General features: G+C 45.5%; 20 protein-coding genes. 10 read left to right on the top strand and 10 right to left on the bottom strand.

Annotated features, from left to right (window positions below):
* Window positions 1–4: 4 nt before the first annotated feature.
* The 5 genes from THEBA_RS05160 to THEBA_RS05180 all read right to left on the bottom strand — a co-directional run bounded on the left by THEBA_RS05160 (window position 5) and on the right by THEBA_RS05180 (window position 5,909).
* Window positions 5–976, bottom strand: coding sequence for an ABC transporter substrate-binding protein (locus THEBA_RS05160; protein ID WP_014730730.1), 972 nt, complete (start codon window positions 974–976; stop codon window positions 5–7).
* 257 nt (window positions 977–1,233) lie between these two features.
* Window positions 1,234–2,172, bottom strand: coding sequence for an ABC transporter permease (locus tag THEBA_RS05165; protein WP_006492756.1), 939 nt, complete (start codon window positions 2,170–2,172; stop codon window positions 1,234–1,236).
* A complete protein-coding gene (locus THEBA_RS05170; protein ID WP_014730731.1) occupies window positions 2,165–3,280 on the bottom strand; it encodes an ABC transporter permease in 1,116 nt (371 codons plus the stop codon). Before THEBA_RS05170 ends, THEBA_RS05165 begins: the two co-directional genes overlap by 8 nt.
* Window positions 3,277–4,803, bottom strand: a complete 1,527-nt coding sequence (locus THEBA_RS05175; RefSeq protein ID WP_014730732.1) for an ABC transporter ATP-binding protein — start codon at window positions 4,801–4,803, stop codon at window positions 3,277–3,279. Before THEBA_RS05175 ends, THEBA_RS05170 begins: the two co-directional genes overlap by 4 nt.
* A 53-nt stretch (window positions 4,804–4,856) precedes the next feature.
* Entirely contained in the window at window positions 4,857–5,909 is a 1,053-nt protein-coding gene (locus tag THEBA_RS05180; RefSeq protein ID WP_014730733.1) for a BMP family ABC transporter substrate-binding protein, read from the bottom strand.
* A 244-nt stretch (window positions 5,910–6,153) separates the two neighbouring features.
* Between THEBA_RS05180 and THEBA_RS05185 the strand changes: the two genes are divergently transcribed.
* Both THEBA_RS05185 and THEBA_RS05190 read left to right on the top strand, forming a co-directional pair.
* Window positions 6,154–6,639 (top strand): ferritin, encoded by a 486-nt coding sequence (locus THEBA_RS05185; RefSeq protein ID WP_014730734.1) that lies wholly within the window; start codon window positions 6,154–6,156, stop codon window positions 6,637–6,639.
* A 77-nt stretch (window positions 6,640–6,716) separates the two neighbouring features.
* The gene (locus THEBA_RS05190; protein ID WP_014730735.1) at window positions 6,717–8,447 is read left to right on the top strand and encodes a 5'-nucleotidase C-terminal domain-containing protein; all 1,731 of its coding nucleotides are present in this window, start codon (window positions 6,717–6,719) and stop codon (window positions 8,445–8,447) included.
* 62 nt (window positions 8,448–8,509) lie between these two features.
* Here THEBA_RS05190 and THEBA_RS05195 read toward each other — a convergent pair whose 3' ends face one another.
* Window positions 8,510–9,370 carry a proline iminopeptidase-family hydrolase gene (locus tag THEBA_RS05195; RefSeq protein WP_014730736.1) on the bottom strand — a complete coding sequence of 287 codons (861 nt, stop codon included), beginning with the start codon at window positions 9,368–9,370 and terminating at the stop codon, window positions 8,510–8,512.
* A gap of 435 nt (window positions 9,371–9,805) precedes the next feature.
* Here THEBA_RS05195 and THEBA_RS05200 point away from each other — a divergent pair, with 435 nt between their 5' ends.
* The 8 genes from THEBA_RS05200 to THEBA_RS05245 all read left to right on the top strand — a co-directional run bounded on the left by THEBA_RS05200 (window position 9,806) and on the right by THEBA_RS05245 (window position 20,591).
* A complete protein-coding gene (locus tag THEBA_RS05200) occupies window positions 9,806–10,813 on the top strand; it encodes a sugar ABC transporter substrate-binding protein (RefSeq protein ID WP_014730737.1) in 1,008 nt (335 codons plus the stop codon).
* 80 nt (window positions 10,814–10,893) lie between these two features.
* Window positions 10,894–12,384, top strand: a complete 1,491-nt coding sequence (locus THEBA_RS05205; protein WP_014730738.1) for a sugar ABC transporter ATP-binding protein — start codon at window positions 10,894–10,896, stop codon at window positions 12,382–12,384.
* A 23-nt stretch (window positions 12,385–12,407) separates the two neighbouring features.
* Entirely contained in the window at window positions 12,408–13,433 is a 1,026-nt protein-coding gene (locus THEBA_RS05210) for an ABC transporter permease (RefSeq protein WP_014730739.1), read from the top strand.
* Complete coding sequence (locus THEBA_RS05215; protein ID WP_014730740.1) at window positions 13,430–14,362, top strand: sugar phosphate isomerase/epimerase family protein; 933 nt, start codon at window positions 13,430–13,432, stop codon at window positions 14,360–14,362. Before THEBA_RS05210 ends, THEBA_RS05215 begins: the two co-directional genes overlap by 4 nt.
* A gap of 15 nt (window positions 14,363–14,377) precedes the next feature.
* Window positions 14,378–15,247, top strand: a complete 870-nt coding sequence (locus tag THEBA_RS05220; RefSeq protein WP_014730741.1) for a sugar phosphate isomerase/epimerase family protein — start codon at window positions 14,378–14,380, stop codon at window positions 15,245–15,247.
* Window positions 15,248–16,723: 1,476 nt separating this feature from the next.
* Window positions 16,724–17,884: an IS110 family RNA-guided transposase gene (locus tag THEBA_RS05230; protein WP_014729972.1), complete on the top strand. Its 1,161-nt coding sequence runs from the start codon at window positions 16,724–16,726 to the stop codon at window positions 17,882–17,884.
* A gap of 1,294 nt (window positions 17,885–19,178) precedes the next feature.
* Complete coding sequence (locus THEBA_RS05240) at window positions 19,179–19,913, top strand: cytochrome c biogenesis CcdA family protein (protein ID WP_081484611.1); 735 nt, start codon at window positions 19,179–19,181, stop codon at window positions 19,911–19,913.
* A 3-nt stretch (window positions 19,914–19,916) separates the two neighbouring features.
* The gene (locus THEBA_RS05245) at window positions 19,917–20,591 is read left to right on the top strand and encodes a thioredoxin family protein (RefSeq protein ID WP_014730743.1); all 675 of its coding nucleotides are present in this window, start codon (window positions 19,917–19,919) and stop codon (window positions 20,589–20,591) included.
* On the opposite strand, the gene THEBA_RS05250 is transcribed toward THEBA_RS05245, so the two are convergent.
* Genes THEBA_RS05250 through THEBA_RS05265 form a run of 4 tightly spaced genes read right to left on the bottom strand, consistent with a single transcriptional unit; the run spans window position 20,575 to window position 23,979 of the window.
* On the bottom strand, window positions 20,575–21,135 hold the full coding sequence (locus THEBA_RS05250) for a macro domain-containing protein (RefSeq protein WP_014730744.1): 561 nt from the start codon (window positions 21,133–21,135) through the stop codon (window positions 20,575–20,577). The genes THEBA_RS05245 and THEBA_RS05250 overlap by 17 nt on opposite strands.
* Window positions 21,132–22,445, bottom strand: a complete 1,314-nt coding sequence (locus THEBA_RS05255) for a replication-associated recombination protein A (RefSeq protein ID WP_014730745.1) — start codon at window positions 22,443–22,445, stop codon at window positions 21,132–21,134. The genes THEBA_RS05250 and THEBA_RS05255 overlap by 4 nt, the downstream gene beginning before the upstream one ends.
* The gene (locus tag THEBA_RS05260) at window positions 22,408–23,352 is read right to left on the bottom strand and encodes an NAD-dependent epimerase/dehydratase family protein (RefSeq protein WP_006492773.1); all 945 of its coding nucleotides are present in this window, start codon (window positions 23,350–23,352) and stop codon (window positions 22,408–22,410) included. The genes THEBA_RS05255 and THEBA_RS05260 overlap by 38 nt, the downstream gene beginning before the upstream one ends.
* A gap of 9 nt (window positions 23,353–23,361) precedes the next feature.
* Entirely contained in the window at window positions 23,362–23,979 is a 618-nt protein-coding gene (locus tag THEBA_RS05265; protein WP_014730746.1) for a uracil-DNA glycosylase, read from the bottom strand.
* Between the last annotated feature and the right edge of the window lie 8 nt (window positions 23,980–23,987).

The following is a 23,987-nucleotide window of genomic DNA, read 5'->3' on the forward strand; positions in this document are numbered from 1 at the left end:
GAACTTACCTTTCCGTCTCTACACCATCGGTTACTATCAGATTAGCCAGATCTAGGACCGATTGTGGAATCTCTACGCCGATTTCTTCTGCGATGTCTGTGTTGACGAAAAGAATCAAGGAATCCTGTCCCAGTATCTTAGTTTCGAGTTCCGAAGGAGGAGTACCCTTAAGAATTTCAACAACCAGTTCTCCGGTGGCTCTACCGACCTGGTAGTAATTAAATCCAAAGCCGATCAGACCGCCAGATCTTGCAATATCTATATCTCCCGCGACAATTGCGACCTTTTCTCTCAAGGCAACCGTAGAAATCGATTCTATGCTTGAGGCAGCAGTGTTATCTGTACCGATGTAGATTGCGTCTACATCTTTTATCTGGGCATTTAGAGAGGCGACCATTTCGGCGGTCGTAGAACCTGTGATATCTATTAGTTCTAGTCCAAGAGCGTCACAGGCTTCTTTGGCAAACTCCCTTATTGTCACGGAGTTGGCCTCTCCGGAATTGTAAATCACTCCCACCCTTTCGACATCCGGAAGAGTAAGTTTCAGCAGCTGAAGCTGGGTTTTTACAGGTGTCATGTCGCTTATCCCAACCACGTTTCCAGGGTTCTTTCCAAATGCCGGTACAAGGTTTGCGCTGACCGGATCGGTTACGGCGCTGAAAACCACGGGAATTGTCTTTGAAGCATTTACAAGTGCCTGAGCCGACGGAGTTGCTATTCCGACCATTACAGCTGCTTTTAATGATACGAACTGCTTTGCAATGGCTACCGCAGTGGAAACCGATCCCTGAGCATTCTGGAAGTCAATAACAATGTTGTCCCCATCCTTGAAGCCACTCTCTTCAAGAACATCGATAATTCCTTCCCTCACTGCATCAAGAGCCGGGTGCTCTACTATCGCTGTAATCCCAACTGTTTGAACAGACAAACCAAGAATCCCTACCAGTAGTAATAGACACACAAGAACCTGCTTCATTCTACATCCCTCCTGATATAAAAAAAGAGAGAGGACGCTTCTCAACGTCCTCTCTCTTTTCACTCTCTAGTGTATTTTAACTCAAGCACACACTGGAGGAGTCCGAAGAAAGGACGTTCCTCCTAAACCAATAAGCGTATGCAAAGCTTATGAATGTTGCTCGAGTCATCACATTTACCTCCGAATTTCTTTGATAAGAAATTTATACCACAAATAAATGTTACGGATCAACGGTAAAGACGAACGTTTTGTTTCCTTTATGTTCTCTCTTCCCTCGAATAAGGCACACCCGATGAAGCGGGAGCCCCGACCTTGCGCTTCAAAGTGTCTGTTGAAGTGAAGAAGAGCACGACAATCGTCAGCAAATAAGGAAGCATCTTCAGAAAGTCGGGTGAAATATGAGCGCCGACGGCCTGCAATCGTAGTCCTAGGGCGGTTATCCCCCCAAAGAGATACGCACCGATCAAAGCTTTAACGGGATCCCAGGTGGCGAACAGAACCAAGGCTATCGCTATCCACCCTCTGCCCGCAGTCATGTTTTCTATCCACATGGAGTTGTAGGCAAGCGAGAGATAGGCGCCTCCAATGGCCGTTATCGATCCGCCGAGAACCGTGTAAAAATACCTCACCGCGAAGACATTTATTCCTTTAGCATCGGCAGCCTCGGGGGATTCTCCCACCGCTCTGAGAGTAAGACCTGGCTTTGTTTTATAAATGAAGAACCACATAATCGGGACAAGCACAAAACTAATATAAACGAGTACGTCATGATTGAAAAGAACCTGACCGATGTAAGGAATGTCCGAGAGGAAGGGAATCTTAATTGGCTCGAAACGCCTTGCAATTACACCGATATAGTCTTTCCCCCAGAGGCCGCTTATTCCGGTACCGAGCATAGTAATGGCCAGACCGCTGACAATCTGGTTGACTCTCAGTGTAACTGTGAAGAAGGCATGAACAAGACCAAGGATTGCACCTGCAAGCATTGCCAAAAGTAAAGCCGCGAGAAGGTTCGATGTTTGATATGAAGCGACAAAGCCACCAATGGCACCAACAAGCATAAGACCTTCCAGTCCAAGATTCATAACTCCAGACCGCTCGGTGAATATTGTGCCTAGAACGGCAAAGAGCAGTGGTGTTCCAGCCCTAATGGTGGCGTTGAGAGTCGAGAGAATAAACGATTCGATATTATTCAATGTGAGCCGCCTCCTCTTTGACGATTCTCAGCCTGTATCTGGAGATTGTTTCTCCTCCGAGAAGAGAGAAGAGAACCAGCCCTTGAAAGACCGAGATCAGAGCCATGGGAAGCTTATAAAACATCTGAAGCTGATCGTTGCCCACCAGCAACCCGCCGAAGAGAAAGGAAACGAGTAGAATCGCAATCGGATTGAGTTTGGCCAGCCATGCCACTATGATCGCCGTGTAGCCGTATCCGGGAGAAAAGCCATGCTGAAGTCTATGCTGAACGCCCATCATCTGTACAGCCCCTCCAAGTCCGGCGATCGCTCCACTTACTACGAGAGCAATAATCGTGTACCTGACAATGCTTATTCCAGAATATCTTGCGGCCTGTGCGTTATCCCCGACGATTTTGGAATTCATTCCCCAACTTGTCTTCCTATAGACGTAAAACAGAACAACTGCAATAGCAACAGCGATGAAGAAGCCAACGTGAAACTCACCTTTGAAGAGAGTTGGAAGCCTAGCTTGATCCGGGAACGGAGCCGTTCCGGGGAATCCATAACCTTTCGGGTCTTTCCAGGGACCATAGACAAGATAATCCACCCAGAAGATCGCGACGTAGTTGAGCATCAGAGTGACCACAATCTCATCTGTCTTTGCGAACGCTTTCATCAAAGCGGGAATCAAGGCCCACAGGCCACCGGCGACTGCACCCGTGATTGATAGAAGCAGTATCATTGCCAGAGGAGAGGAGACATCTTTGAAAAGAAAGAGAGCTCCCCACGTCGCGGCCAGGGCACCCATATAGAGCTGACCCTCTCCGCCAATGTTCCAGATCTTCATCCTGTATGCAAATGACAGTCCCAACCCCACGAAGGCTAGCGGTACCATTCTCATCAGCGTGCTGAAGATCCCATACTTATTTGCAAAAGGCCATGTAAGCATTTCCTTGTATGCATCAAACGTCTCACGAAAGGCAAGTGAAAAAGACCCTAGTCTTCCGTAGAAAAACACCATCAAGATTATCCCCATTAAGACCAGTGCGGCTACCACAGAAAGAATTGGCACGAGAATCGACGAATACTTCGGAATAACCAGCCTCTTCTCTATCTTCACTCTCATGATATCTCGCCCCGCTTTGAGCCGGCCATCATAAACCCTATTTCCTCTGTGAAAGACGGGTCGGGAGGTGTATATCCCATAATTTCGCCCTCGTAAATCACCGCTACTCTGTCTGAAAGTCTGAAGATTTCATATAGCTCTCCTGCAAGAAGAAGAATAGCAGCTCCCCTTTCTTTGTGAGCCAAGAGAGTTTTGTAGACGAATTCCATGGCTCCAATGTCAAGCCCTCTTGTAGGATGCTCCGCGATTATGAGACAGGGCTTTGTTGAAAGTTCCCTGGCGAGAACGAGCTTCTGCAGATTTCCCCCCGAAAGAAACCTAGCCTGGGTTTTCGTTGAAGGAGTCGATATTGAATAATCTGAGATCAACTCTTTGGCTGCCCTCTGCATTGCCCTCGTGTTCAGATTAAAGGGCGATTGAGGGAGATACATGGAGTAAGAGTTCTTCATGAACACGTTTTCTGTAATAGATAACGAAGGACAAGTTGCAACGGCTCTCCTGTCCTGAGGAATGAAAGCTACACCACCCTTTATTCTTTGGGCGACGTCAGTGTGACGAAGTATCTTGTCGTTTAACACCACTTTGCCCTGGACAGGTTTTCTAAGACCGTAAATTGCCTCTGCAAGTTCTCTCTGACCGTTTCCGGCGACCCCTGCAATACCCAATATTTCGCCAGATTTTATGCTCAGACTGAGATTTTTTACTGCTTCAAGATTCTTGTCATTCTTAACGGTGAGATTTTCTACCTGAAGTACCGTTTTTCCAGGTTCGGTCTTGGGTTTGTCGAAATCTAGCAACACATCTCTTCCCACCATCATTCTGACCAGGGAGCGTCTGTCTACTGAATCCCTTACCTCTGTTCCAACAACTTTTCCGCCCCTCAGAACGGTGACTCTGTCGCTAATCTCAAGAACCTCGTCCAGCTTGTGACTTATAAAAATCACCGATGAGCCCTCATTCACTAGCTTCCTCATAGCCTTGAACAGTATCTCCGTTTCCTGGGGAGTTAAGACGGCAGTCGGCTCATCAAGGATTATCACTTTAGCTCCAGTGTAAAGAAGTTTAAGAATTTCTATTCTCTGTTTCTCTCCCACCGAAAGAGTCCAGACCCGTGCCCTGGGATTGACTGGAAGATCATAGCTTTTGCCCAACTTTTCGATGCTTGATTCGACCGTTTTGGTTTTTATAAAGAAGCCCATTCCCTTAAGACCAAGAACAATGTTTTCGGCGACCGTGAACGACGGTACTACCGTGAAGTGCTGCTGAACCATACCTATCCCGTATTTCAGAGCATTGTGGGGAGAAGAGATGGAAATCTGCTTGCCCTCCATGAATATCTCTCCCTCATCGGCCTTGTATATACCGAACAGAATATTCATGAGTGTGGTCTTTCCGGCTCCATTTTCTCCAAGAAGAGCATGAACTTCGCCTTTTTTTAGGTCAAGAGAGATATTTTCATTTGCTATTACACCGGGAAAGGCTTTGGTGATGTTTCTCATTTCTAGGATCGGAAGATCGGCCAAGTAATATCACTCCAAAGAAAGAAATCGAGGGGCCTGGCGGCCCCCCAAAACTATCACTGAATCTTTCCAACTACATTGTTTACGAACCAGTCCATGCTAAGAAGCTCTGCGTCAGTTGGTCTTTCGCCTTCAGCATACCTTAGAGCTCCTGACTGATCGTAGACTGGACCGTCAAACGGGTGGAACAGACCCTGAACTATTGCTTCTCTCATGGTCATCACGAGTTTTGCCACACCATCTGGAACAAGATCGGATACAAAGATGTCGACAACACCTTCTTTGATCCCTCCCCAGTACTGTTCATTGGTCCAGGTTCCGTCCATGACATTTCTGACTACATATTCATAAAATGGACCCCAGTCCCAAACGGGGGCTGCGAGGAAAGCATTTGGCGCGAAGGCACTCATGTCACTGTTGTATCCTATTGAAAAGACACCTCTATCTTCTGCTGCCTGCTGGGGAGCCGGTGAATCCTGATGCTGTGTTATCAAGTCTGCACCAATATCCAGAAGTGATTCCGCTGCCTCTTTCTCTCTTGCCGGATCAAACCAGGTGTTGGACCAGACTACATGGACCTTTACCTCGGGGTTAACGTACTGGACACCCATCGCAAAGGCGTTAATTCCACGTATTACCTCAGGTATTGGATAGGCGGCGACGTAACCAATAATGTTGGTTTTCGTCATTGCTCCTGCGATCAGACCGCTAAGGAATCTCGGCTCATACATTCTTCCAAAATAGGTGCCGAGATTATCGGTGGTCATGTAACCTGAACAATGCATAAACGTTGAATTCGGGAAGGCCTGTGATACCTTTACCATACTGTCCATGTAGCCGAAGCTGGTCCCGAAGATGAGGTCGTATCCTCTTTGGGCATAACCTCTAAATACAACTTCCGCCTCAGCTCCTTCAGGTACGCTCTCAATGAAATCAGTAACGATTTGATCGCCGAAGACTCTTTCCAGGTGTAGTCTACCCTCGTTATGCATTGTGCTCCAGCCACCATCGCCCACCGGTGCAACATAAATGAAGGCTACTTTTAGTGGTGCTGCCAGAAGAGCTGCAGCAATCAGAATCATTGAGAAAAACAGGAAGATCTTCCTCACTGTCATTACCCCCTTTGTAGTGGAATAGGTTATCCTGACGTAGAAATTATACATTTATGAGCTTGCCAATCCAAATTTAAAGAGACGACCAAACTAGAAAACGACTGGGTGTATAAACTCATTAGAACAGCTTTTGGCAACATTTGAGCCATCCTTCTTATTAAGTTAATTTTAGAGTTCGCTGCATAGTGGTAAAATATGATGAAAGAAGTGTTGATATTGATACAGCTGAAGGAGGGTAACTATGATTACAGCTAGAATGGAAAAGGAAATCAATAACCAGATAAAGGCGGAATTCGAATCTGCATTTATCTACATGAGCATGGCTGCCTGGTCTCACAAGAATGGATACTTTGGGGCCGAGAACTTCATGTGGAAGCAGGCAAAAGAGGAAGAAGAGCACGCGATGAAGTTTATACAGTATCTTAAAGACGTCGATGCAACTGCGGAGATCCCGGGCATTGAAAAACCAAACGGAGAATACGAGTCTTTGCTGGACGTTTTTGAAAAGGGGTTGGAGCATGAGAAGTACATTACTTCCAGGATCCACAACCTTGTGAAAATCTCCGAAGAAGAGGGGGATTACGCAACGAACGACTTCATCCAGTGGTATGTTACCGAGCAAGTCGAAGAGGAAAGGAATTTCAGAGATGTTGTGAAAAGACTGAAGATGGTTGGAAATCAAGCCAACGGGATCTTCATGATTGATTCTCAACTTGGCGAAAGATAATCTTGTGCGGGATGACCTGTCATCCCGCTTTCCTTTCTGTCGAGATTCTTGTTCTCGGACCTGAGAGGGTGATTTAGATGAGAAAGCTTCTTGCTTTGATACTTACCGTTTCCGTTCTGACAATGGCTATGGCTTCTTATTTTCACCTTACGATTCTCCACACCTCCTTTGTTCCCGCTAATACTGCTCCCTTTGATTATTCCTCTGGGAAGAGCGAAGACGTCTTTCCGGCAAGACTGGCTGTTTTTGTCAATCAGATGAGACTTTTCAATCCAAACACGTTGTTTATAGATACTGGAAATTTGATTCGGGGAACGCCTCTCTCTTACTATTCGGCTAAAATAGATTACTGCAATTTGAATCCATTTGTTGAGGCGATGAACGCTATCGGTCTCAACGCATCACTCATCGGGAGTGAAGAGTTCATTTATGGACCAGGTTTCCTTGAAGAAGCTATTTCGGCTTCTGAGTTTCCTCTTCTCTCGGCAAATATCGTCTTTAAATCTTCAGGAGAACCGGTTTTCTCGCCCTTTGAAGTCGTCGAGATAGAAGACGATGGCGAGAAGCTAAGAGTTGGCATCGTTGGTCTTGTGACGGAAGTTATTCCGCCCTGGCAAGAGGCCGAGTTTTTTGCCGGTCTATCCTTCGTTGACCCTGTCGATGCGGCTGGTGATTATCTCGGCAAGCTTAGAGAAGAGGTAGACGTTTTGGTTCTGGCATATCGTGGGAGTAATGAAGAAGCCCATGAGATTATGAAGGCTCTTAGGGAAATAGATGTATTTTTGAAAGGCCCACAACTTACAACTAAATCGGCAATCGTTGATGGGGTTGTGATCTCTGGGCCCGGATATATAGACGAATCCGTGAGTAAGATCGATATCTATCTAGAAAAGACGGGTGAAGACTGGAAGATTTATGATAGATCGGTTGATGAGATTTCGATGTCTGGGTTCCTTCCTGACGAATCCGTTGTTGAGATCTTTAGAGGTTATAATGATCAAATCCAGAAGCTTCTGGATACAAGAGTTGGTTTTGCAGTCGGTGATTTCTATGTTGAAGATGCTCTTGAAGCGAGACTTCGAGACAACCCTCTTGCCGAGTTCATTAACAGAGTGCAGATGGAAGTAACGGGAGCCAAGATTTCATGTACCTCGATTTTCGATCATGCGACAACCGGTTGGAAAACCGGACCGATAACCATTGGCGAGATCTACGAGGTTTATCCTGTTCCAAGCACGCTCAAAGTTCTTGAGCTAACCGGCGAAGACATCAAAGAAGCCCTTGAATTCAATGCAGAACGCTTCGTTACCGATGATGGATTGCTTACTTTGGACCATTGGTCTGTTGATGATTATTCGAATTACGATATGTGGGAGGGAATTGAATACATAATCGCCATAGACAGGCCGGTCGGCGAAAGAGTCCTCAGTGTCTGGCATAATGGTAAACCGCTTGATATGGCAGAGACTTATGAAGTCTCTATGAGCAGTTTTCGTGCGGGAGGCGGCGGTTACAGCATGTTCGAGAATAAGCCGGTTGTAAGGGATGTGAAGCTTCAGATCTTTGAGATAATTACGGATTTCGTTCAGGAGAGATTTGCCATTAGTCCCCAGGTTGACAACAACTGGTCGGTAGGAACAGGGTTCATTCACACGGTTGGATGGAACGAAACATTGAGATCAATTTCAGAGATGTATGACATCGAGGATTCTGAAATCATGAAATATAATCCCGATCTAGTAGGAGTTAAAAGCATTCCCGCAGGTTCGGAACTGATAGTTTACAGACCCTTTTTTCAAGACAAGTAAAATACCGGTAACTTCGACCCCTAATTCTGATATTTACTAACACAACTGTTTATCCACGATCTCTATTCGACATCTTTGAGAAACCTACGAACGGCCTCGATGTATTCCTTGGCTTTCTCAAGATGGTGTTCGTGAGATGCCCCTTCGAAGATCCTCATAGTTGCATTTGGAAATTTACTGCTGTAGTACCTGGTTGTTTCCGGTGTAGCTTCATCGAATTCACCGCAAGTCAATAGGACGGGTACGGTAATGTTTTCGAGATGAGGTGTACAGTCGAAGTCTTTCAAAACGCCTGTTACTGTGAATTCGCTTGGCCCGTACATGTAGTTGTAGACCTCTTCCCCCATGCCGGCGACTGCTTCCTTCATACATTGAGGCCATGGCTTTACTCGACATACATATTTCCCATAGAACTCCGAAATTGCCGAGTGATAACTCTCTCCATTGAAGTTACCGATTGATTCGGCCCTTTTGATAGCGGATTGTGAATGATCAGACAAGGTCTCAACCAGTTTTCTAGCATCGCTTTCAAATCTCGTGATGCTCATTGCCGGTCCCGACAGAACAAGACTTTCGACGAAACTGGGGTACTTGACGGAATATTCGCAGGCTAGAATAGTTCCCCAGGACTGGCCGAGAAGATGAATTGTCGAAAACCCTAACTCTTTTCTCAGACACTCGATTTCTTCCACGAAGCGATCAACTCTCCAGAGCGACCTATCCGATGGACGCTCTGATCTACCGCAACCCAGTTGGTCGTAGAAGACAACGGGCCTCTCATCTGAAAGCGCACTTATCGTCTCAAGGTAGTTGTGCGGAACACCAGGACCCCCATGAATCGTAATGAAAGGTTTCATCTTACTGTATCTACCTTGCACTTCATACCAGATTCGTCCGCCAGGAACGGTTACATATCCTTCCACACCTTCGCCTCCTTGAAACAAAAGTTCAGAACATTGCTCAGGATCAAACGCCAGTCGCGATTATTTGGTAATCCAGTTCTCTCGAACTACAAAAGCACAACAAGCAGTGCTAAACACCGACATACAAGCCTATATTTCATGCATTCGATTTTCAAAAGAAGTATATCATCTGAGAGAAATCAATCTTCGAACTGAAGCGAAAAAGAAAACGCTGAATAATTTCTTGCCGAAAACAAATAATATCTTCAGAAAGAGTACAAAATAACCAGAAAGAGAGACAATGAAACCAAAATTCGACCGAAGTCTTCCATAATCGTCTCAAGTCAAATGTGATGAGTCTATAATGGAATTTATCTGCAGCCCATGGAACTGTATAATTGTTTTGGTTTTCGATTCAGATTTCGCAACTCAGATTCAAAAAAGGGAGGAAGAACTATGAGACATGTAAGGCGTTCGGTGATGCTTCTGGTCATTCTCGCTATTGTCCTGGGAGGAGAAGCTCTTCTTGCAGGATTGACGTATGGTTATGTAACACCGGGACCGGACACTTGGTACCGGAAAGATGTTGAAGGCTTCGAGTATGCAGCAAGTCTAGTAGGCGCGCAAGTTGTTGTACTAAACTCCGACTACGATACAGAGAAGGAGATTACCAATATAAACACACTCATCAATATGGGTGTCGATGGAATGTGTGTTTTCTCTTTCAATCCTAACGGAGCTTTCATTGCTGCCAGGGAAGCCGCGAGAGCAGGAATACCTTTAGTTGTGACTGATAATGTGGGTCAGGTCCTCCAGTCAGATGATGATATTGTTGCGTGTATTGACTTCGACTGGGAAGGAATGGGAGTGAACATTGCAAACTACATTGCTGAGAATTACCCGGGCGAGAATATTGCGTGCATAATGGGTCTCTTCGAACACGTTCCGGTGCAAATGTTCAGAAACACTTTTGAACCAAAGGTCAAAGAACTTGGCAAGAATGAAATTGTTGCAATCAGGGACGGGCAGTACACTCCAACGGTTGCAGTCGATCAGGCCCAGGATTTGATAGAGTCCGGCTACGAATTCTCTAACCTCTTTATCTTCAACGAAGAGATGGCGGCGGCAGTAGTTAGAATGCTAAAGACAAGAGGCCTTCTCAACAACCCGATCAGAGTAATAACCACAAACGGTGCTCCGTACGGAATAGAGCTGATCAAAGAAGGAAGCATCGATTACTCGATCTCGACTTCACCGGGATGGGAAGGATTTGTTTCATTCCTCGCTCTTCATGCATATACGCAGGGAGTGATAACGGATCTGAACCAGCAGATTCTCCTTCCAAATACGCCGATAACCCCCGAGACTATCGATGACAAGACCAAGGTAGTTCCATGGGATATCGACCCAGTCTGGATCGATCTGACAAGAGAGTATTTCCCGCAGTACAATTCACTCTATTAATTACGAAGATCAATAAGAGGGGATGAGAGTGGGAGCTCTTCATCCCCTTTCTGTTAATTCCATGGTAAAGGTGAGAAAATATGCAGAGTGAAGCGTTAGTGGAAATGGAAGATGTCACGAAAGTATACGGGATGCACAGAGCGCTTGATGAAGTGTCATTCGATCTCTTCCCGGGAGAAGTCCATTGCCTTGTCGGAGAAAACGGTGCCGGGAAATCAACATTGATTAAAATCCTCTCAGGAGCAATCTCGCCAGAGGCAGGTATCATCAAAATCGACGGCAAGGTAGTTGAAGAGCTAAACCCGCGTCAATCTATAGAAATGGGAATTGCTACAATATATCAGGATGCCGAACTTGTAGACTCCCTGACCGTTGCTGATAACGTCTATCTCGGTAATGAAATCACCGGAAGAATACCTTTTGTAATCGACAGTAAAAGTCAGATGAAAAAAGTAAACGAGATCATAGCGGCGTTGAAAATGCATCTGCCAACTGGCGCTCTTGTTGAAGAACTCTCCGCCTCTCAGAAGCAGATGCTTCAAATAGTTAAGGCCCTGTATAGAGATGCAAGGGTTTTAATAATGGACGAACCAACCAGTTCCCTGGGAATGGATGAAACCAAGGCCCTAATGAATATTGTAAGGAATCTGAGAGAACGGGGAATCGGGATAATCTATATATCTCATTACCTTGAAGAGATCTTCGAAATCGGCGATAGAGTAACAGTTCTCAAGGATGGAAAGAGCATGGGAACCTCCTCGCTAGAAAGCGTAACTGTGGAAGAGATTATCAGAAAAATGGTTGGAAGGGACGCGTCGCTTTTCTATACTAGAAGAAAAGTCGATATTGGAGAAGTTTCACTAGAAGTTAAGAACATCAGCAGATGGGGAATCGTCAATGATGTGAGCTTCGATGTGCGAAAAGGAGAGGTATTCGGTATAGGTGGCCTTGTGGGATCGGGAAGAAGTGAACTCGTTAACATTCTTTTTGGAGCGGACAAAGCAGACTCAGGGGAGATTCTACTTAACGGGAAGAAGCTCAGAATCAGGTCTCCACAAGATGCTATAAGACAGGGAATTGCTCTCATAACTGAAGACAGGAAGAAGTTGGCAATGCTTGGAGGAAGGGATGTTGTGGAGAACACAGCCTTGGTGCACAGTGAGAATTTCAGAGGCTTCCTTCTCAATTTGAAGGAGGAGGAAGATGTAACGGATGAGATTGTCAACAAGCTTTCGGTTGCAGTCCAAGACAGATCGCAGAAGATTGAAGAGCTTTCGGGTGGAAATCAGCAGAAGGTGATTATTGGTCGCTGGTTGATAGACGATTCGGATGTCTACATATTTGATGAACCAACTAAGGGCGTTGATATTGGAGCAAGAGAGCAGATTTATGAATTGATTGTTGAGCTTGCAGAACGGGGCAAATGCATTATCATGATCTCCTCCGATATGCCCGAACTTCTGTCTATGAGTGACAGAATAGGCGTAATGAAAAACGGAAGAATGGTAGAGATCGTAAAGAACGATAATATTGAAGAAGAAGATATGATAAGGCGCTTCATAGGAGTTTAGATCTCGCAGGAGGAATAAAAAGAATGAGTAATAGCGACGTTTCATTTGAGGGAAGAAAGACTCTTACGAGAAAGAGAACCTCAATTCTGAAAAGCCAGTGGTTTTATCTTTTGGTTGCAGAAATTGTTATTGCTGTCATTACTGGATTGGTTAATCCAAGGTTTTTCTCGACGAGTAACATAATGAATGTTCTCGAACAGATAGCAGTTCTTGGCGTTGTTTCATCGGGAATGACGCTTCTGATAATCTCTGGGGAAATTGATATCTCTGTTGGAGCCAACATAGGGTTATCATCTGTAGTTATGGCAATGATTATAAAAGCCGGTCAGCCATATCTGATTGCCATAATTGCGGGCATTGCGCTAGCAGTTTTCAATAGCCTTTTGGTGGGAATAACTGCGAGAGCTTTCAAAGCGCCATCTTTTATTACTTCTCTTGCATTTATAAGCGTCTTCCAAGGAGTAGCTCTTGCAATAACCAAAGGTACCTTCCAGACAATCTATGGAAAATTCGAGTTCATTGGGACGTACAGGCTCTGGGAAATAGTCCCGTTGAGTTTTCTAATCAGTATAGCCGCCTACATCGTCATGCATTTCTTGCTTTCATACACAAAACTTGGAAGGCGCACTTACGCGGTTGGAAGCAATCCTTCAGCGGCATATCTTTCAGGTATTTCCGTCAACAAAGCCAAACTCAGCGCCTTTGCGTTGAATGGCTTGTTCATTGGAGTTGCTGCGATGGTTTTGCTTTCAAGAATTGGGGCGGCCCAACCTTCAACCGGCACCGGTATTGAACTAAAGGCGATCGGCGCCGTTGTAATTGGGGGCACACCGCTCGCAGGAGGTAAAGGTAGAATAATTGGAACGTTCTTCGGTGTGCTTCTCATGGGTATCATTTCGAACTCTTTGAATATGCTACGCGTTAACCCTTACTTCCAGACTGTGACTTTTGGCCTACTGATCATCGCATCGCTTGCGGTAAGCGTTCTGAGTTCTTACAGGAAGAAGGAAAAGATAAAACCTCATTCCTCTAAGGAGGAGAACCGATGAAGCCGCAAAACTTCGTTGTGATTAATCGAGAAATCGAAAGACGCTTTGTTGAAGAAAAGAAGAAGAACCCCGATAGGTTCGAACGCAAGCTCTCACTCTCTTGGAGCATCTGGATGTTCGGCACCGAGCCGATTGAAGACTCTCTCAGGAGACTACAGAATAATGGTTTGGAGTATGTAGAGATAAAGGGTGATACATCAATTTCTCGAGAGAGAATGAAACATGCCCTTGTGAGCTTCGGACTAAGAGTCTCTGGTGCATGCGGGATGTTTTCCCCTGAAAGGGATCTTTCAAGTCTAAATCCCGATTACCAGAAGAACGCCATCGATTATATCCGAGAAGTCTCTCGCTACGTTTCAGGTATTGGAGGGACCTACATGATAGTTGTTCCTGGAGCTGTTGGTAGGCCCAAAGCAGTTGACAATTTTGAAATGGAGAGAAGCGCGGCGGCTTTGAAGAAGTGTGCGATCATCTTCGAGGAGACTGGCGTAAAACCTGCGATCGAGCCAATAAGGTCGGCCGAAGTCAGTATAGTGCACACCATTGATGAGGCACTTGAATATCTTCGATTTGTAAACGAGCCTTCCATTGGCTTTGTCAATGGGGATATCTACCACATGTTAAATGGCGAGCGGCACGTTGGCGAAGCCATTTTGAAGTGCGGAGAAAAACTTCTGAACCTCCACATCGCGGACAGTAACAGGGATGCCCCGGGAAAGGGGCAAATCGATATTGACACGGCCATAATGGCTGCCTATCTTGTGGGAATGAACCGAGAGGGTAGATTCATAACATTTGAGCCTCTTGGTCCTTATCCCGACCCCTACGTTCTCTCAACTGGGCCATGCGATGTCGATCTTATGGACAGGTTGGTTAGGGAATCTGTAGACTATTTCAGGGAACGTGAAGAAGTAGTACGTTCTCTTTGATCAGGAGGAATAAAAATGAAGATCGGATTTCATACAGACGCATTCAATTCTGCCGTGTTTAGTTTCGAGAAGGCACTTCAGTGGGCTCAGAAGAACGACGTTCACTATATTGAGCCGGGGATAATAGACGGTGTATCGTGGATTCACGGTCTCGGATACTTTCCACATATTTCTCTTTCAGAAGATCCTCTTAAGACAAAGCTGAAACTCCAAGAGTACGGTGTCCGCTTCTCGCAGATAGATTCCGCATTTCCTCTCTCTGGAAATGAGGGCTTCTACAACGGTGTTCCGTATGTTCTAAAATCGATCCCTTGGGCTAAACTGGCTGGCTGCGAAAACATTGCAACTACTGACGGGCTGAAGAAGCCGCTGGGATTCAGTGAAGATGAGGCCCTAGAGCTAATGAAGAGGGCCTACCGCATAATAGTTGAGACAGCGGAATTGTATGAAATAAACATCAACATCGAAGTACACGGCTACTTCACTACGAATCCGGATCTCCTCGATAAAATGCTTAACTTTGTTCAAAGCGATAGGCTCGGTTTGAACCTCGATACAGGGAACAGTTTCATTGCTGGTCAAGATCCGGTAGCCTTTTGCGGTAGATTCATAGACAAGATCAAACATGTACATATTAAGGATGTCTCGAAAGACCTCGCAGATGCCATGAGAGGAAAGGATACTGGAATCGGAATTAGTCACTCTGCAATCGGCGATGGAGTCAACGCCGATAACATTAAAACTATCATCGCCATGTTAAGAGATTACGGTTACAATGGAACTCTAAGTATGGAGTGCGAGGGTATGGGTGGACCACTGATTGAAAGATCGCTTCAATGGTTGAGAAAAACACTTGAGGAGCTTGGCATTGAAGAAGAGAAGTGAAGCATCCCCCCGTTAAATCTTGATGGAGGGCGAGTTTGTCTCCATGAATTCGTCTTTTATATACGAAAATCCTAGATAGTTTTTCATTTTATTGCAAAGATGCAACTCTCTTTTAGAGAGCATTCAGTTACCTGTTTATCTATAATTCTACAATTATAACTGTCTCAAATCTTAATTGCCTCAGTTTCTTAGCAGATGGGGCTTCGTTACATGAAGTCCCATCTGTTGTGATTTGGAGCTTCAAGAGTTCTCTTTTTGGGACTTCAGACTAGTTTCAATTCAACCAGCAGCAAACATTGTCAAAAACATTTCGATAATGGCCATCCCGGAACGATGTAGATCCAATTTCTTCCCTTCAACCACAGTCTCATAAACTGTAAAATCGGATTCCAGTCACATGCAAACGCCTCAGCTAAAAGTCTTATTAGAGCGTTTCCTGGTCATCAAACCAACCCGTCAAAGCTCCTGCAACATGAGATATTCTCATTTTTTTGAGCCTCCCCCAAAATGCATTTGGTTGAAGCTCCTGCTAAGGGCTACTTTTCGGAACTCCTTTTCAGGATCCTGCGCAAAACCTTGCACTTAGAAACCGTTATACGCCTGAGAGGAAAAACCCGCTGATCGTTGGGAAGAGCCATCCTTTGTCTTGTCCAAGATCGGAGACCCGTCCTAAGAGATTAAGGGCAGAAGCGATGACTCCGGCAGGAGGCGAGACCAACTTCGTCAGAACGCCCTTCGGCCCCCAATGGTTGGACAAGAGGTCAGAGAATCACGGTTTTACGATCTGAATGGGAGCCTCATTGTTTAGTTCTTTGGATAAGATCAAAACCGAGATCCCGAAACAAGTTCGGGATGACAGTGTGTGGGACCTCCTGAAGGTGCTACCTGAATAACTGTCTCAGCATCATACGTGAAGATACCTAGACGGTGAGTTCTTTTCTTCTCGAGAAAGAACGCATTTGAGACGTTCGCTTCGCTCACGAGAAGACGAGAATTCTCGCATATCTTCAATCTCTCTCTTTCTCTCTTTTTTTCTCTCCTCTTCTCGCTCTTTCGTGAAAAAAGGAGTCCTTTTTTTGCGTGACAAGTATCAAGTCAGGTTGACCGCCTAAGGGTACTGCGAATACATCATTTTTCGTCTGAACTTGGTTCAGCATCTAGGTCTTGAGAGCCGCTGTTCGCTGCAAAGAGCCGTCCTTTGTTGCCCGTCAAAGATCATGGACCCGTGTTTCGTCAAGACCCAGGATCCTGAAATGAATTCAGATGACAGCATAAGGCAATTTCGAATCCGGAAAATCCCGTCATTCTCGTGTATTGTCAAAAGAGAGAGAGTATAGAATGAGGGTAGAGGGAGTAGCCAGTCGTCATGCGTAGGCTTAGAGCCTGTAGTTCAGATTGGGCATCCTTCTTAACACGATTGAGAGTAATGGTCGAAAAGACCGCACCTTGTACGAGGTTGTGAAAGGAGGAACCCTCATGTTGTATGTAGGAGTGGACATATCCAGTGAAAGTTTTGACGCTTGTTTCTATTTACCAGAGAAGAAGAAAATGAAAAGCATGAAGTACAAACAAGACAAGGAAGGTTTTAGGGAATTTCTAAAGAAGCTAAATACTTACAAGGACGAGAAACAAGTCGGAATGGAAGCGACGGGTTCGTATCACAGCAACTTGTACGGATTTCTTAGGAGCAAAGGGATAGACGTACAGCTTCTCGATCCGTATACCCTTAGCAAATTCATGAAGGCTATGAGCAGGTCAAAGACAGACAAGAAAGATGCAAAAAGCATAGCGGTTGCAATGTACAGGATATTCGATCTGCTGAGCGTTTCTCAAGTACCAGAGGAAGAGATGTCAGCATTCAGGGACTTGGTTAGGGTGAGAAGCACTGTAGTAGCAAACTGTTCTGATCTTCAAAGGAAACTGAAGAGCAAATTGAAGATTCATATGCCTGAGCTTCTTAAGACCTTCAGATCCGTTAGTTCACCTGTGCTGTTGCATCTGTTGAGTGTATATCCATCCAGAGAAGAGATACTTGACAACGAGGAAGATGCAGTCAAATTGCTCAGCTCTCACAGAAACTGGAGTGAAAAGAAAGCGAGAGAGGTTATCGATTCACTCAAAGACTCAATAGGCAAGCCAGATACCTTTGGAACCTACTCAACGATTACCAGCACATTCATAGCTGAAATTAAGCTTCTCAAAGACCACGTGGAAGCCCTGAATGAGGAAATAAAGAAGTTTCTTGAGAAGTTCCCTGACAATCCCCTAAGAACCATACCAGGTATTGCTGAAGTCACGGAAGCCGAAATCGTATCTGAAGTAGGCGACATAGACAGATTCTCTTCTGGGAAAGCCTTTGTATCGTACATAGGCCTTGATCCTGTTATTAAGCAGAGTGGTAACATGACTCGCGGCCTCTCAATTTCTAAGAAGGGTAACAAACATCTACGAAGAACCTTCTACCAGTTAGCTAAAAGCTTGATCAAAAACACTGAAAAGTACAGGAACAAATACGAGAAGATGAAAAAGAGGGGGGTGAAAAATAAGGTGGCCCTAATAGCAACTGCAAGAGCTGCAGCTGAAATGGTCTACCAACTTTTGAAAAATAACGTTCCATTTGACCTTTCACTCTCATAATTTTCCTAATTCTATACTTGACAACTTAGAGTATCTGAATTTGTTTCAGAATCTTTCTCCTAAAGTTCTATCGAACCCGCTAACTGCAACCCATAGGCATGGTATTTCTAAGCCCGGATCCCGAAACAAGTTCGGGATGACAGAGTGAGGAACTTCCAAAAGCCGATGTTGGGATAACTTCCTCAGTTGCATTGAAACCCTGAATTGATTGCCGGTTCTCTTCACGAGACCCGAGACTCCATACTCGATACCCTGTTTTTGGGGCTCCGTAATCTGAACTTGTTTCAGAATCTTTCTCCTGAAGTTCTATCGAACCCGCTTCCTCCCATCCATACTTATGGCTTACTAAAGCCTAGATCCTGAAATAAATTCAGGATGACACGTTAGGTAATTTCGAATACATAAGATTCCGTCATGAATTCGTTTTAGCATCACTATTTAGGAGCCGCCGGACGCTCAAGAACGAAGACTCGCTAATCGCTGGGAAGAGCCGTCGTTCGATGCGCGTCAAAGATCATGGACGCGTCCTTCTTCATGACCAAAGACCGGGATTCTGACACGAGCTTCGTCAGAATAATAACATGTGGCGCTTTTTCAATAACCTGGAGAGTGATCCCGTAGTGTCTCCATCTAAATCCACTCACTTTGTCATCCCGTAGAGCCTGCCCTGAAAATTACCCGTTCAGGGATCCTGTACGAGATCTCACCCTTCAAGACCCTATCGTATTTCTTACTTATCGGAGAACGGAGAACCGATAACGGATAACTCTTTTTTTTTTAACTTCCATCGTGAAACTTGTAACTGTTGGTCTTTTTCGCGAGAGACAGGATCCTGACCAAGAGCATTGTCAGGATGACGTGAAGGGGTGTCATTTCTTAGGCTTGCTTTGGGAGACGCACGGCAAAATCTAGCGACTTCGTTCTTAGTGTCCCCTCCCGCCATCCCGTAGTGCTCCTGCATGGGCCGAGATCGGAGCGGAGACTCAGGAAATAGCCGAGGTTGTCATCCCGTAGAGCCTGCCCCGAAAATTACCTGTTCAGGGATCCTTACGGGATCTCGCTCTTCAAGGCCCTATCCGTATCCACTGCGGAGAACGGTGGACGGTCGACGGATAACCGTTTTTATGTAAGTGGCATCTTTTCGGTTGCAATCGGAGTTGCCAACAAATCAAGGCCACGTTTTTGCGCTCTCTCACGTAAAATTGGAAAATTCTCTTCAAGCAAGCAGGAGTTCACAAAGACGTTATTTGCAGGCGCAAGGGAAATAGTTTATACTATACCCGGGAGGGGTAATATGAATGAATTGACCGCAGTAGCAACCGGAACTCTAGGTGTGTCACCAATGATAAGTCCAATCGTTACAACAAGCGTCACTTACGGGAGTGCCTTTCTGGGAGGTTTACTTTCTTTCTTCTCGCCCTGCATACTTCCTCTGATTCCAGTTTTCTTCGGTGTACTTATGGGTGGGGCGGCCGATGCAAAAGCTCGCTTTATCAGGGGAGTATTCTTCACTCTTGGGATGTCTATCTTTTTCTTCATACTTGGTATAGGAGCGACCGGACTCGGAACCTTCATCAGGCAGAATGAAGTGCTGATGAACGTAATTTCTGGAGGTCTCTTCGTCCTGTTTGCTTTCCTGTATCTCTTTGAGATAGGCATGAAGGGAGTAAACTTGAACGTATGGAAATTTGGCGGTTCTGCTGTAAGCGGCTTCATACTTGGAGCAGTTCTTGGTCTCGTTTGGGTGCCTTGCGCCGGTCCGATTCTTGGTTCCATTCTGGTCCTTGCAGCCAATCAATCGGCAGTTGCCGAGGGCGGGCTTATGCTTCTTGTCTATTCGTTGGGTCTGAGTATACCCTTCCTGACGCTAAGCGGATTGGTGGCAAAGCTAACTTCAAAGCTCTCTTTTGGAGGAGAAAGCAAATGGAGAAAAGTGATCAGAGTATCTGTCTTCGTTGTTCTCCTAGCAGCCGGATTGTTGACAATGACAGGAAACCTTAACTTACTACAGTTTGCAACGGGAGGTTGATTTATGAAGAAAGTTGTTTTTCTACTAGTTTTACTTTTACCAGGAATAATATTCTCGTATGTCGGAATGCTAGATGATTTCGACACAGCGCTTAAGCTAGCCAAGATAGAAGATAAGGAAGCTATCGTAATGTTCTCGGATACCAGCTGCGTCTACTGTGTGAAGTTTGTGAAGGAAACTCTCGCAGATGAAACCGTACAGGATCTTTTGAAAGCAGGTTTCGTTTTCTCCCAGATATACAAAAGCAATCCGGGGAATGCCTCTTATGTTGTCGGAGAGGAATGGAAAGAGATGTCATACGGTGAGCTCTATGCTTATTTTCAGATCAGAGGCACACCTACATTTTGGTTCTTCACAAGCGAAAACGCATTATTGACTAACCTGCCAGGTTACGTTCCCGCGAAGGACTTCACGACTATACTTCGGTTCCTTGGCGAGAGAGCGTACGAGACAGCAACCTTTGAAGATTATCGAAGCAAAGAATCTACTTTCATGGGAGAACCGAAGATCGTGCGTGTAAGTGAAGAGGATTATAACTATGTTCTCCAGAACGACCCGATTGCCAGGGAATACAAGGATCAAGAGGTCGACAAATTCACGGTCTGGTTGACGAAAGATGAGTCGACTGCCGAATCCCTGCTGGAAGAGGGAGTCTTCAGAGTCATTCTATTGAACTGAAAAAATCGAGGGCAATTGACAGAAACTCGTCGTAAGCCTTTCTGTCGAGAAGGCACATTTTTATAAGCCTCAGAGATGAAGACTTGTTTTGCGAAAAGTGATCCATTACTGACTTTAGGAATTGCTCTGCGCAAATAGACACCGGAACACCAAAAATACCAGTTGAGATCGCCGGAGTGGCAAGCGTAACAGCAGTCATTTCGGCGGCTTTTTTTAGGACGTTTGCAAATGAACAGTAAAGCTTGGATTCAAGATCTAGTTCTCCGTACTGAGGACCAAAAACGTGAATTATCTTCTTTGCGAGCAGGTTTCCAGCGCCCGTTACCGCGACTTCAGAGGTCTTCAGAGGGCCATTCTTCCTAACGTAGGCATCGCTCTCAAGCTGAATCTCTTTTCCTCCAGCCCTGACTAATGCTCCAGCAACACCCCCTCCATGTCTCAAATAACTATTTGCGGCATTGACGATTACGTCTACCTCCTGTTCCGTTATATCGGATATTTCGAGCTGAATGACTCTACCTTCTCTAAGAATGAAACTCTTCATTCTTCCTCCGGATAGTTCTTCATGCCCTTCCATAACGACCTGAGCCTTTCAAAAAGGAATTTCTCTTTGCCACTGTTTCCTGGAACATAGAATACTTCCTCCTTTATCGGTTCCGGCAGATAATACTCACGGGAAAACCCTCCGGAGTTGTGCGGATAATTGTAGCCTTTACCATAGCCCAACTCCTTCATCATCTTAGTAACCGGATTTCTTAGTTTTAGAGGGATTTCTAGATTCGGGGTAGTCTTTACCTTTTCTTGTGCCTTCACCATGGCCAAATAGGTTCTGTTGCTTTTGGTTGCGACTGAAAGATAGATTGCCGCTTCAGATAGGTTCAGAATGCATTCAGGCAAGCCGACATTATTCACTGCCTGAAAGGCCGCGTTTGCTATCACCAGGGCCATGGGATCGGAGAGGCCAATATCTTCTGAGGAGAAGATCACCATTCTTCGAGCGATGAACTTAGGATCCTCACCGCCCTCTAGCATCCTTAACATGTAGTACAGAGCCGCATCGGGATCGCTTCCCCTAAGGCTCTTGATGAATGCAGAGACGATGTCATAATGCTCTTCGCCCTTCTTTGTGTAACGACCCGCAGGCAGGACAGACAGTTCATTCATGACTTCAAGGTCGAGAACGGGTTTGTCTAGAGCAGCGGCACTCTCGACAAGGGTATCGAGAAGATTGAGGGCAATTCTTGCATCTCCTCCACTACTTTGCGCGATTACTTCAATTACCTCACCGTCAACAGTAACTCCGGACTCCTTGAGGATAAGATCCTTTTCCAATGCCTTATTTAGAAGCGCCGAAATGTCTGAGTCCTTCAAACCTTTAAGAATCACCAGCCTACAGCGAGATAGAAGGGCGGGATTGACTTCGAAGCTAGGATTTTCTGTAGTCGCTCCAATGAGGATAATAATTCCCTTTTCAGTTACGGGAAGAAAGACATCCTGCTGGCTCTTGTTAAGTCGATGAATCTCGTCAACAAAAAGCACCAGTTGTTGCCCAACTCTCTTCAGTCTCTCCCCATGGGCAAAATGCTTCTTAAGATCTGCCGTTCCCTGTAAGCTTGCGCTGAAAAACTCGAAATGGTAGTCATTTCCCAGCTTCGATCTAATGATTTCGCCTATCGTTGTTTTTCCCGTGCCGGGAGGCCCATACAGGATCATTGAAAAGAGCTTGCCGCTGTCGACTGCTCCGCGGATTATTCCCTTTTTTCCCGTCAAGTGCTCCTGACCTACAATGTCGTCGAACTCTTTCGGCCTCAGTCTCTCACTGAGAGGAGTCCAGTCCGCTTCTGAAATACTCAATTGTCTCCTTAATCCCCCTTTCAAGCTGAGTAGAAGGTTCCCATCCAAGCAAGGATCTCGCCCTTTCTATGTTGAGAATTGATTTCTTAACGTCACCCGGCCGTGGTTCCTTGTGCACGGCTTCTCTTGAATAACCGGCGATCGGCTTCATTATGTCAAACAACTCGTTTACCGATGTCCCAATTCCGGTTCCGATGTTTATCACAGTGTTTTCACATTTCTCTATCGCCAGAAGATTCGCCCTAGCGACGTCGCCAACGTATACATAATCCCTTACGCATTCCCCGTCCCCGAAGATTACGACCTCTTGATTATGGAGCATTCTCTCGGAAAAGATCGCTACAACTCCGGCCTCTCCGTACGGATCCTGACGGGGGCCATATACATTTGCGTATCTCAAAACAGTGTATTTGATGCCAAGCTCACTCGAAAAGAATCTGAGATAGTTCTCCGTTGCGTACTTTGCAATTCCATACGGTGACAAGGGTTTCGGCAGTTCCTCTTCATCTGTAGGGATCCTTTTCACATCGTCACCGTAAATCGCTCCACCAGTTGAAGAGAAGATCACTTTTTTCAAGCCGTATTTTGCAGCGATTTTCAGAAGCCTCAAAGAACCGATAATATTCACCATCGCATCTTCTTCAGGCTCTCTCACAGATCTAGAGACGCTTATTTGAGCTGCAAGATGAAAGAGAACTGTAGGCCTGTGAAGCATGAATACCCTTTCCATCATCTCCTGATCGGTGATGTCCTGCTCGTAAAACAGCGCCCTGGGATCAAGATTCTCTATCTTACCGCTCGAAAGATTGTCCACTACGACTGGTATTTTTCCTGATGAAATCAGGTGATCAACGACATGCGAGCCAATGAATCCCGCTCCTCCAGTAACCAGGTAATTTTCAGCCATTCTATCCTCCTAAATGTCAATATTTCTGCCAGAGAGCAATTGATCATACATCTTTCTAACATTTTGAATGTCCTCCCAGGTAAGGCTTTTTGGTGATCCGGGAGCCCTCGATGCATTTCTGAGAAGATAACTAGGGTGAAACATAGCAAAGACCTTGATTCCGCCGATCCAGTCGAAAATCCGTCCCCTGACCTTTGTTATCTGAATTCCCTCTTCATTCACAAAATATGAAAGTGCCGTGGCTCCGAGCGCAACGATAAGCTTTGGCCTTATTATCGCTAGTTGAGAGAGCATGTATGGCGAACAGGCTTTCTGTTCCTCCGCAGTCGGAACTCTGTTCTTAGGAGGTCTGCACTTTACGATATTTGTTATGAAAATATCTTCTCTCGAAAGTTTCACTGACTCCAGAATCTTTGTAAGCAACTCACCGGCCCTGCCGACAAAGGGCCTGCCTGAAGCATCTTCATCGGCCCCGGGACCTTCACCCACAAAAACAACGGGAGTTTCAATTGAACCTTCACCGGGAACTGTGTTGGTTCTCGATGAGCTCAAAGGACAAAGACTACAGTCACTTATCTTTGAATTGAGTTCAAGAAGAAGCTCTTTCCTCTTTACATAGTCAGTCAACAGTTTTC

The sequence above is a fragment of the Mesotoga prima MesG1.Ag.4.2 genome (assembly GCF_000147715.2).
Taxonomy (GTDB): Bacteria; Thermotogota; Thermotogae; order Petrotogales; family Kosmotogaceae; genus Mesotoga; species Mesotoga prima.

Bases quoted from the DNA above. Each gene is read 5' to 3' on its own strand.
- THEBA_RS05245 (WP_014730743.1), top strand. From the start codon at position 19,917: ATGAAGAAAGTTGTTTTTCTACTAGTTTTACTTTTACCAGGAATAATA.
- THEBA_RS05170 (WP_014730731.1), bottom strand. From the start codon at position 3,280: ATGAGAGTGAAGATAGAGAAGAGGCTGGTTATTCCGAAGTATTCGTCG.
- THEBA_RS05200 (WP_014730737.1), top strand. From the start codon at position 9,806: ATGAGACATGTAAGGCGTTCGGTGATGCTTCTGGTCATTCTCGCTATT.
- THEBA_RS05220 (WP_014730741.1), top strand. From the start codon at position 14,378: ATGAAGATCGGATTTCATACAGACGCATTCAATTCTGCCGTGTTTAGT.
- THEBA_RS05250 (WP_014730744.1), bottom strand. From the start codon at position 21,135: ATGAAGAGTTTCATTCTTAGAGAAGGTAGAGTCATTCAGCTCGAAATA.
- THEBA_RS05230 (WP_014729972.1), top strand. From the start codon at position 16,724: ATGTTGTATGTAGGAGTGGACATATCCAGTGAAAGTTTTGACGCTTGT.
- THEBA_RS05260 (WP_006492773.1), bottom strand. From the start codon at position 23,352: ATGGCTGAAAATTACCTGGTTACTGGAGGAGCGGGATTCATTGGCTCG.
- THEBA_RS05205 (WP_014730738.1), top strand. From the start codon at position 10,894: ATGCAGAGTGAAGCGTTAGTGGAAATGGAAGATGTCACGAAAGTATAC.
- THEBA_RS05215 (WP_014730740.1), top strand. From the start codon at position 13,430: ATGAAGCCGCAAAACTTCGTTGTGATTAATCGAGAAATCGAAAGACGC.
- THEBA_RS05210 (WP_014730739.1), top strand. From the start codon at position 12,408: ATGAGTAATAGCGACGTTTCATTTGAGGGAAGAAAGACTCTTACGAGA.
- THEBA_RS05185 (WP_014730734.1), top strand. From the start codon at position 6,154: ATGATTACAGCTAGAATGGAAAAGGAAATCAATAACCAGATAAAGGCG.
- THEBA_RS05190 (WP_014730735.1), top strand. From the start codon at position 6,717: ATGAGAAAGCTTCTTGCTTTGATACTTACCGTTTCCGTTCTGACAATG.
- THEBA_RS05240 (WP_081484611.1), top strand. From the start codon at position 19,179: ATGAATGAATTGACCGCAGTAGCAACCGGAACTCTAGGTGTGTCACCA.
- THEBA_RS05160 (WP_014730730.1), bottom strand. From the start codon at position 976: ATGAAGCAGGTTCTTGTGTGTCTATTACTACTGGTAGGGATTCTTGGT.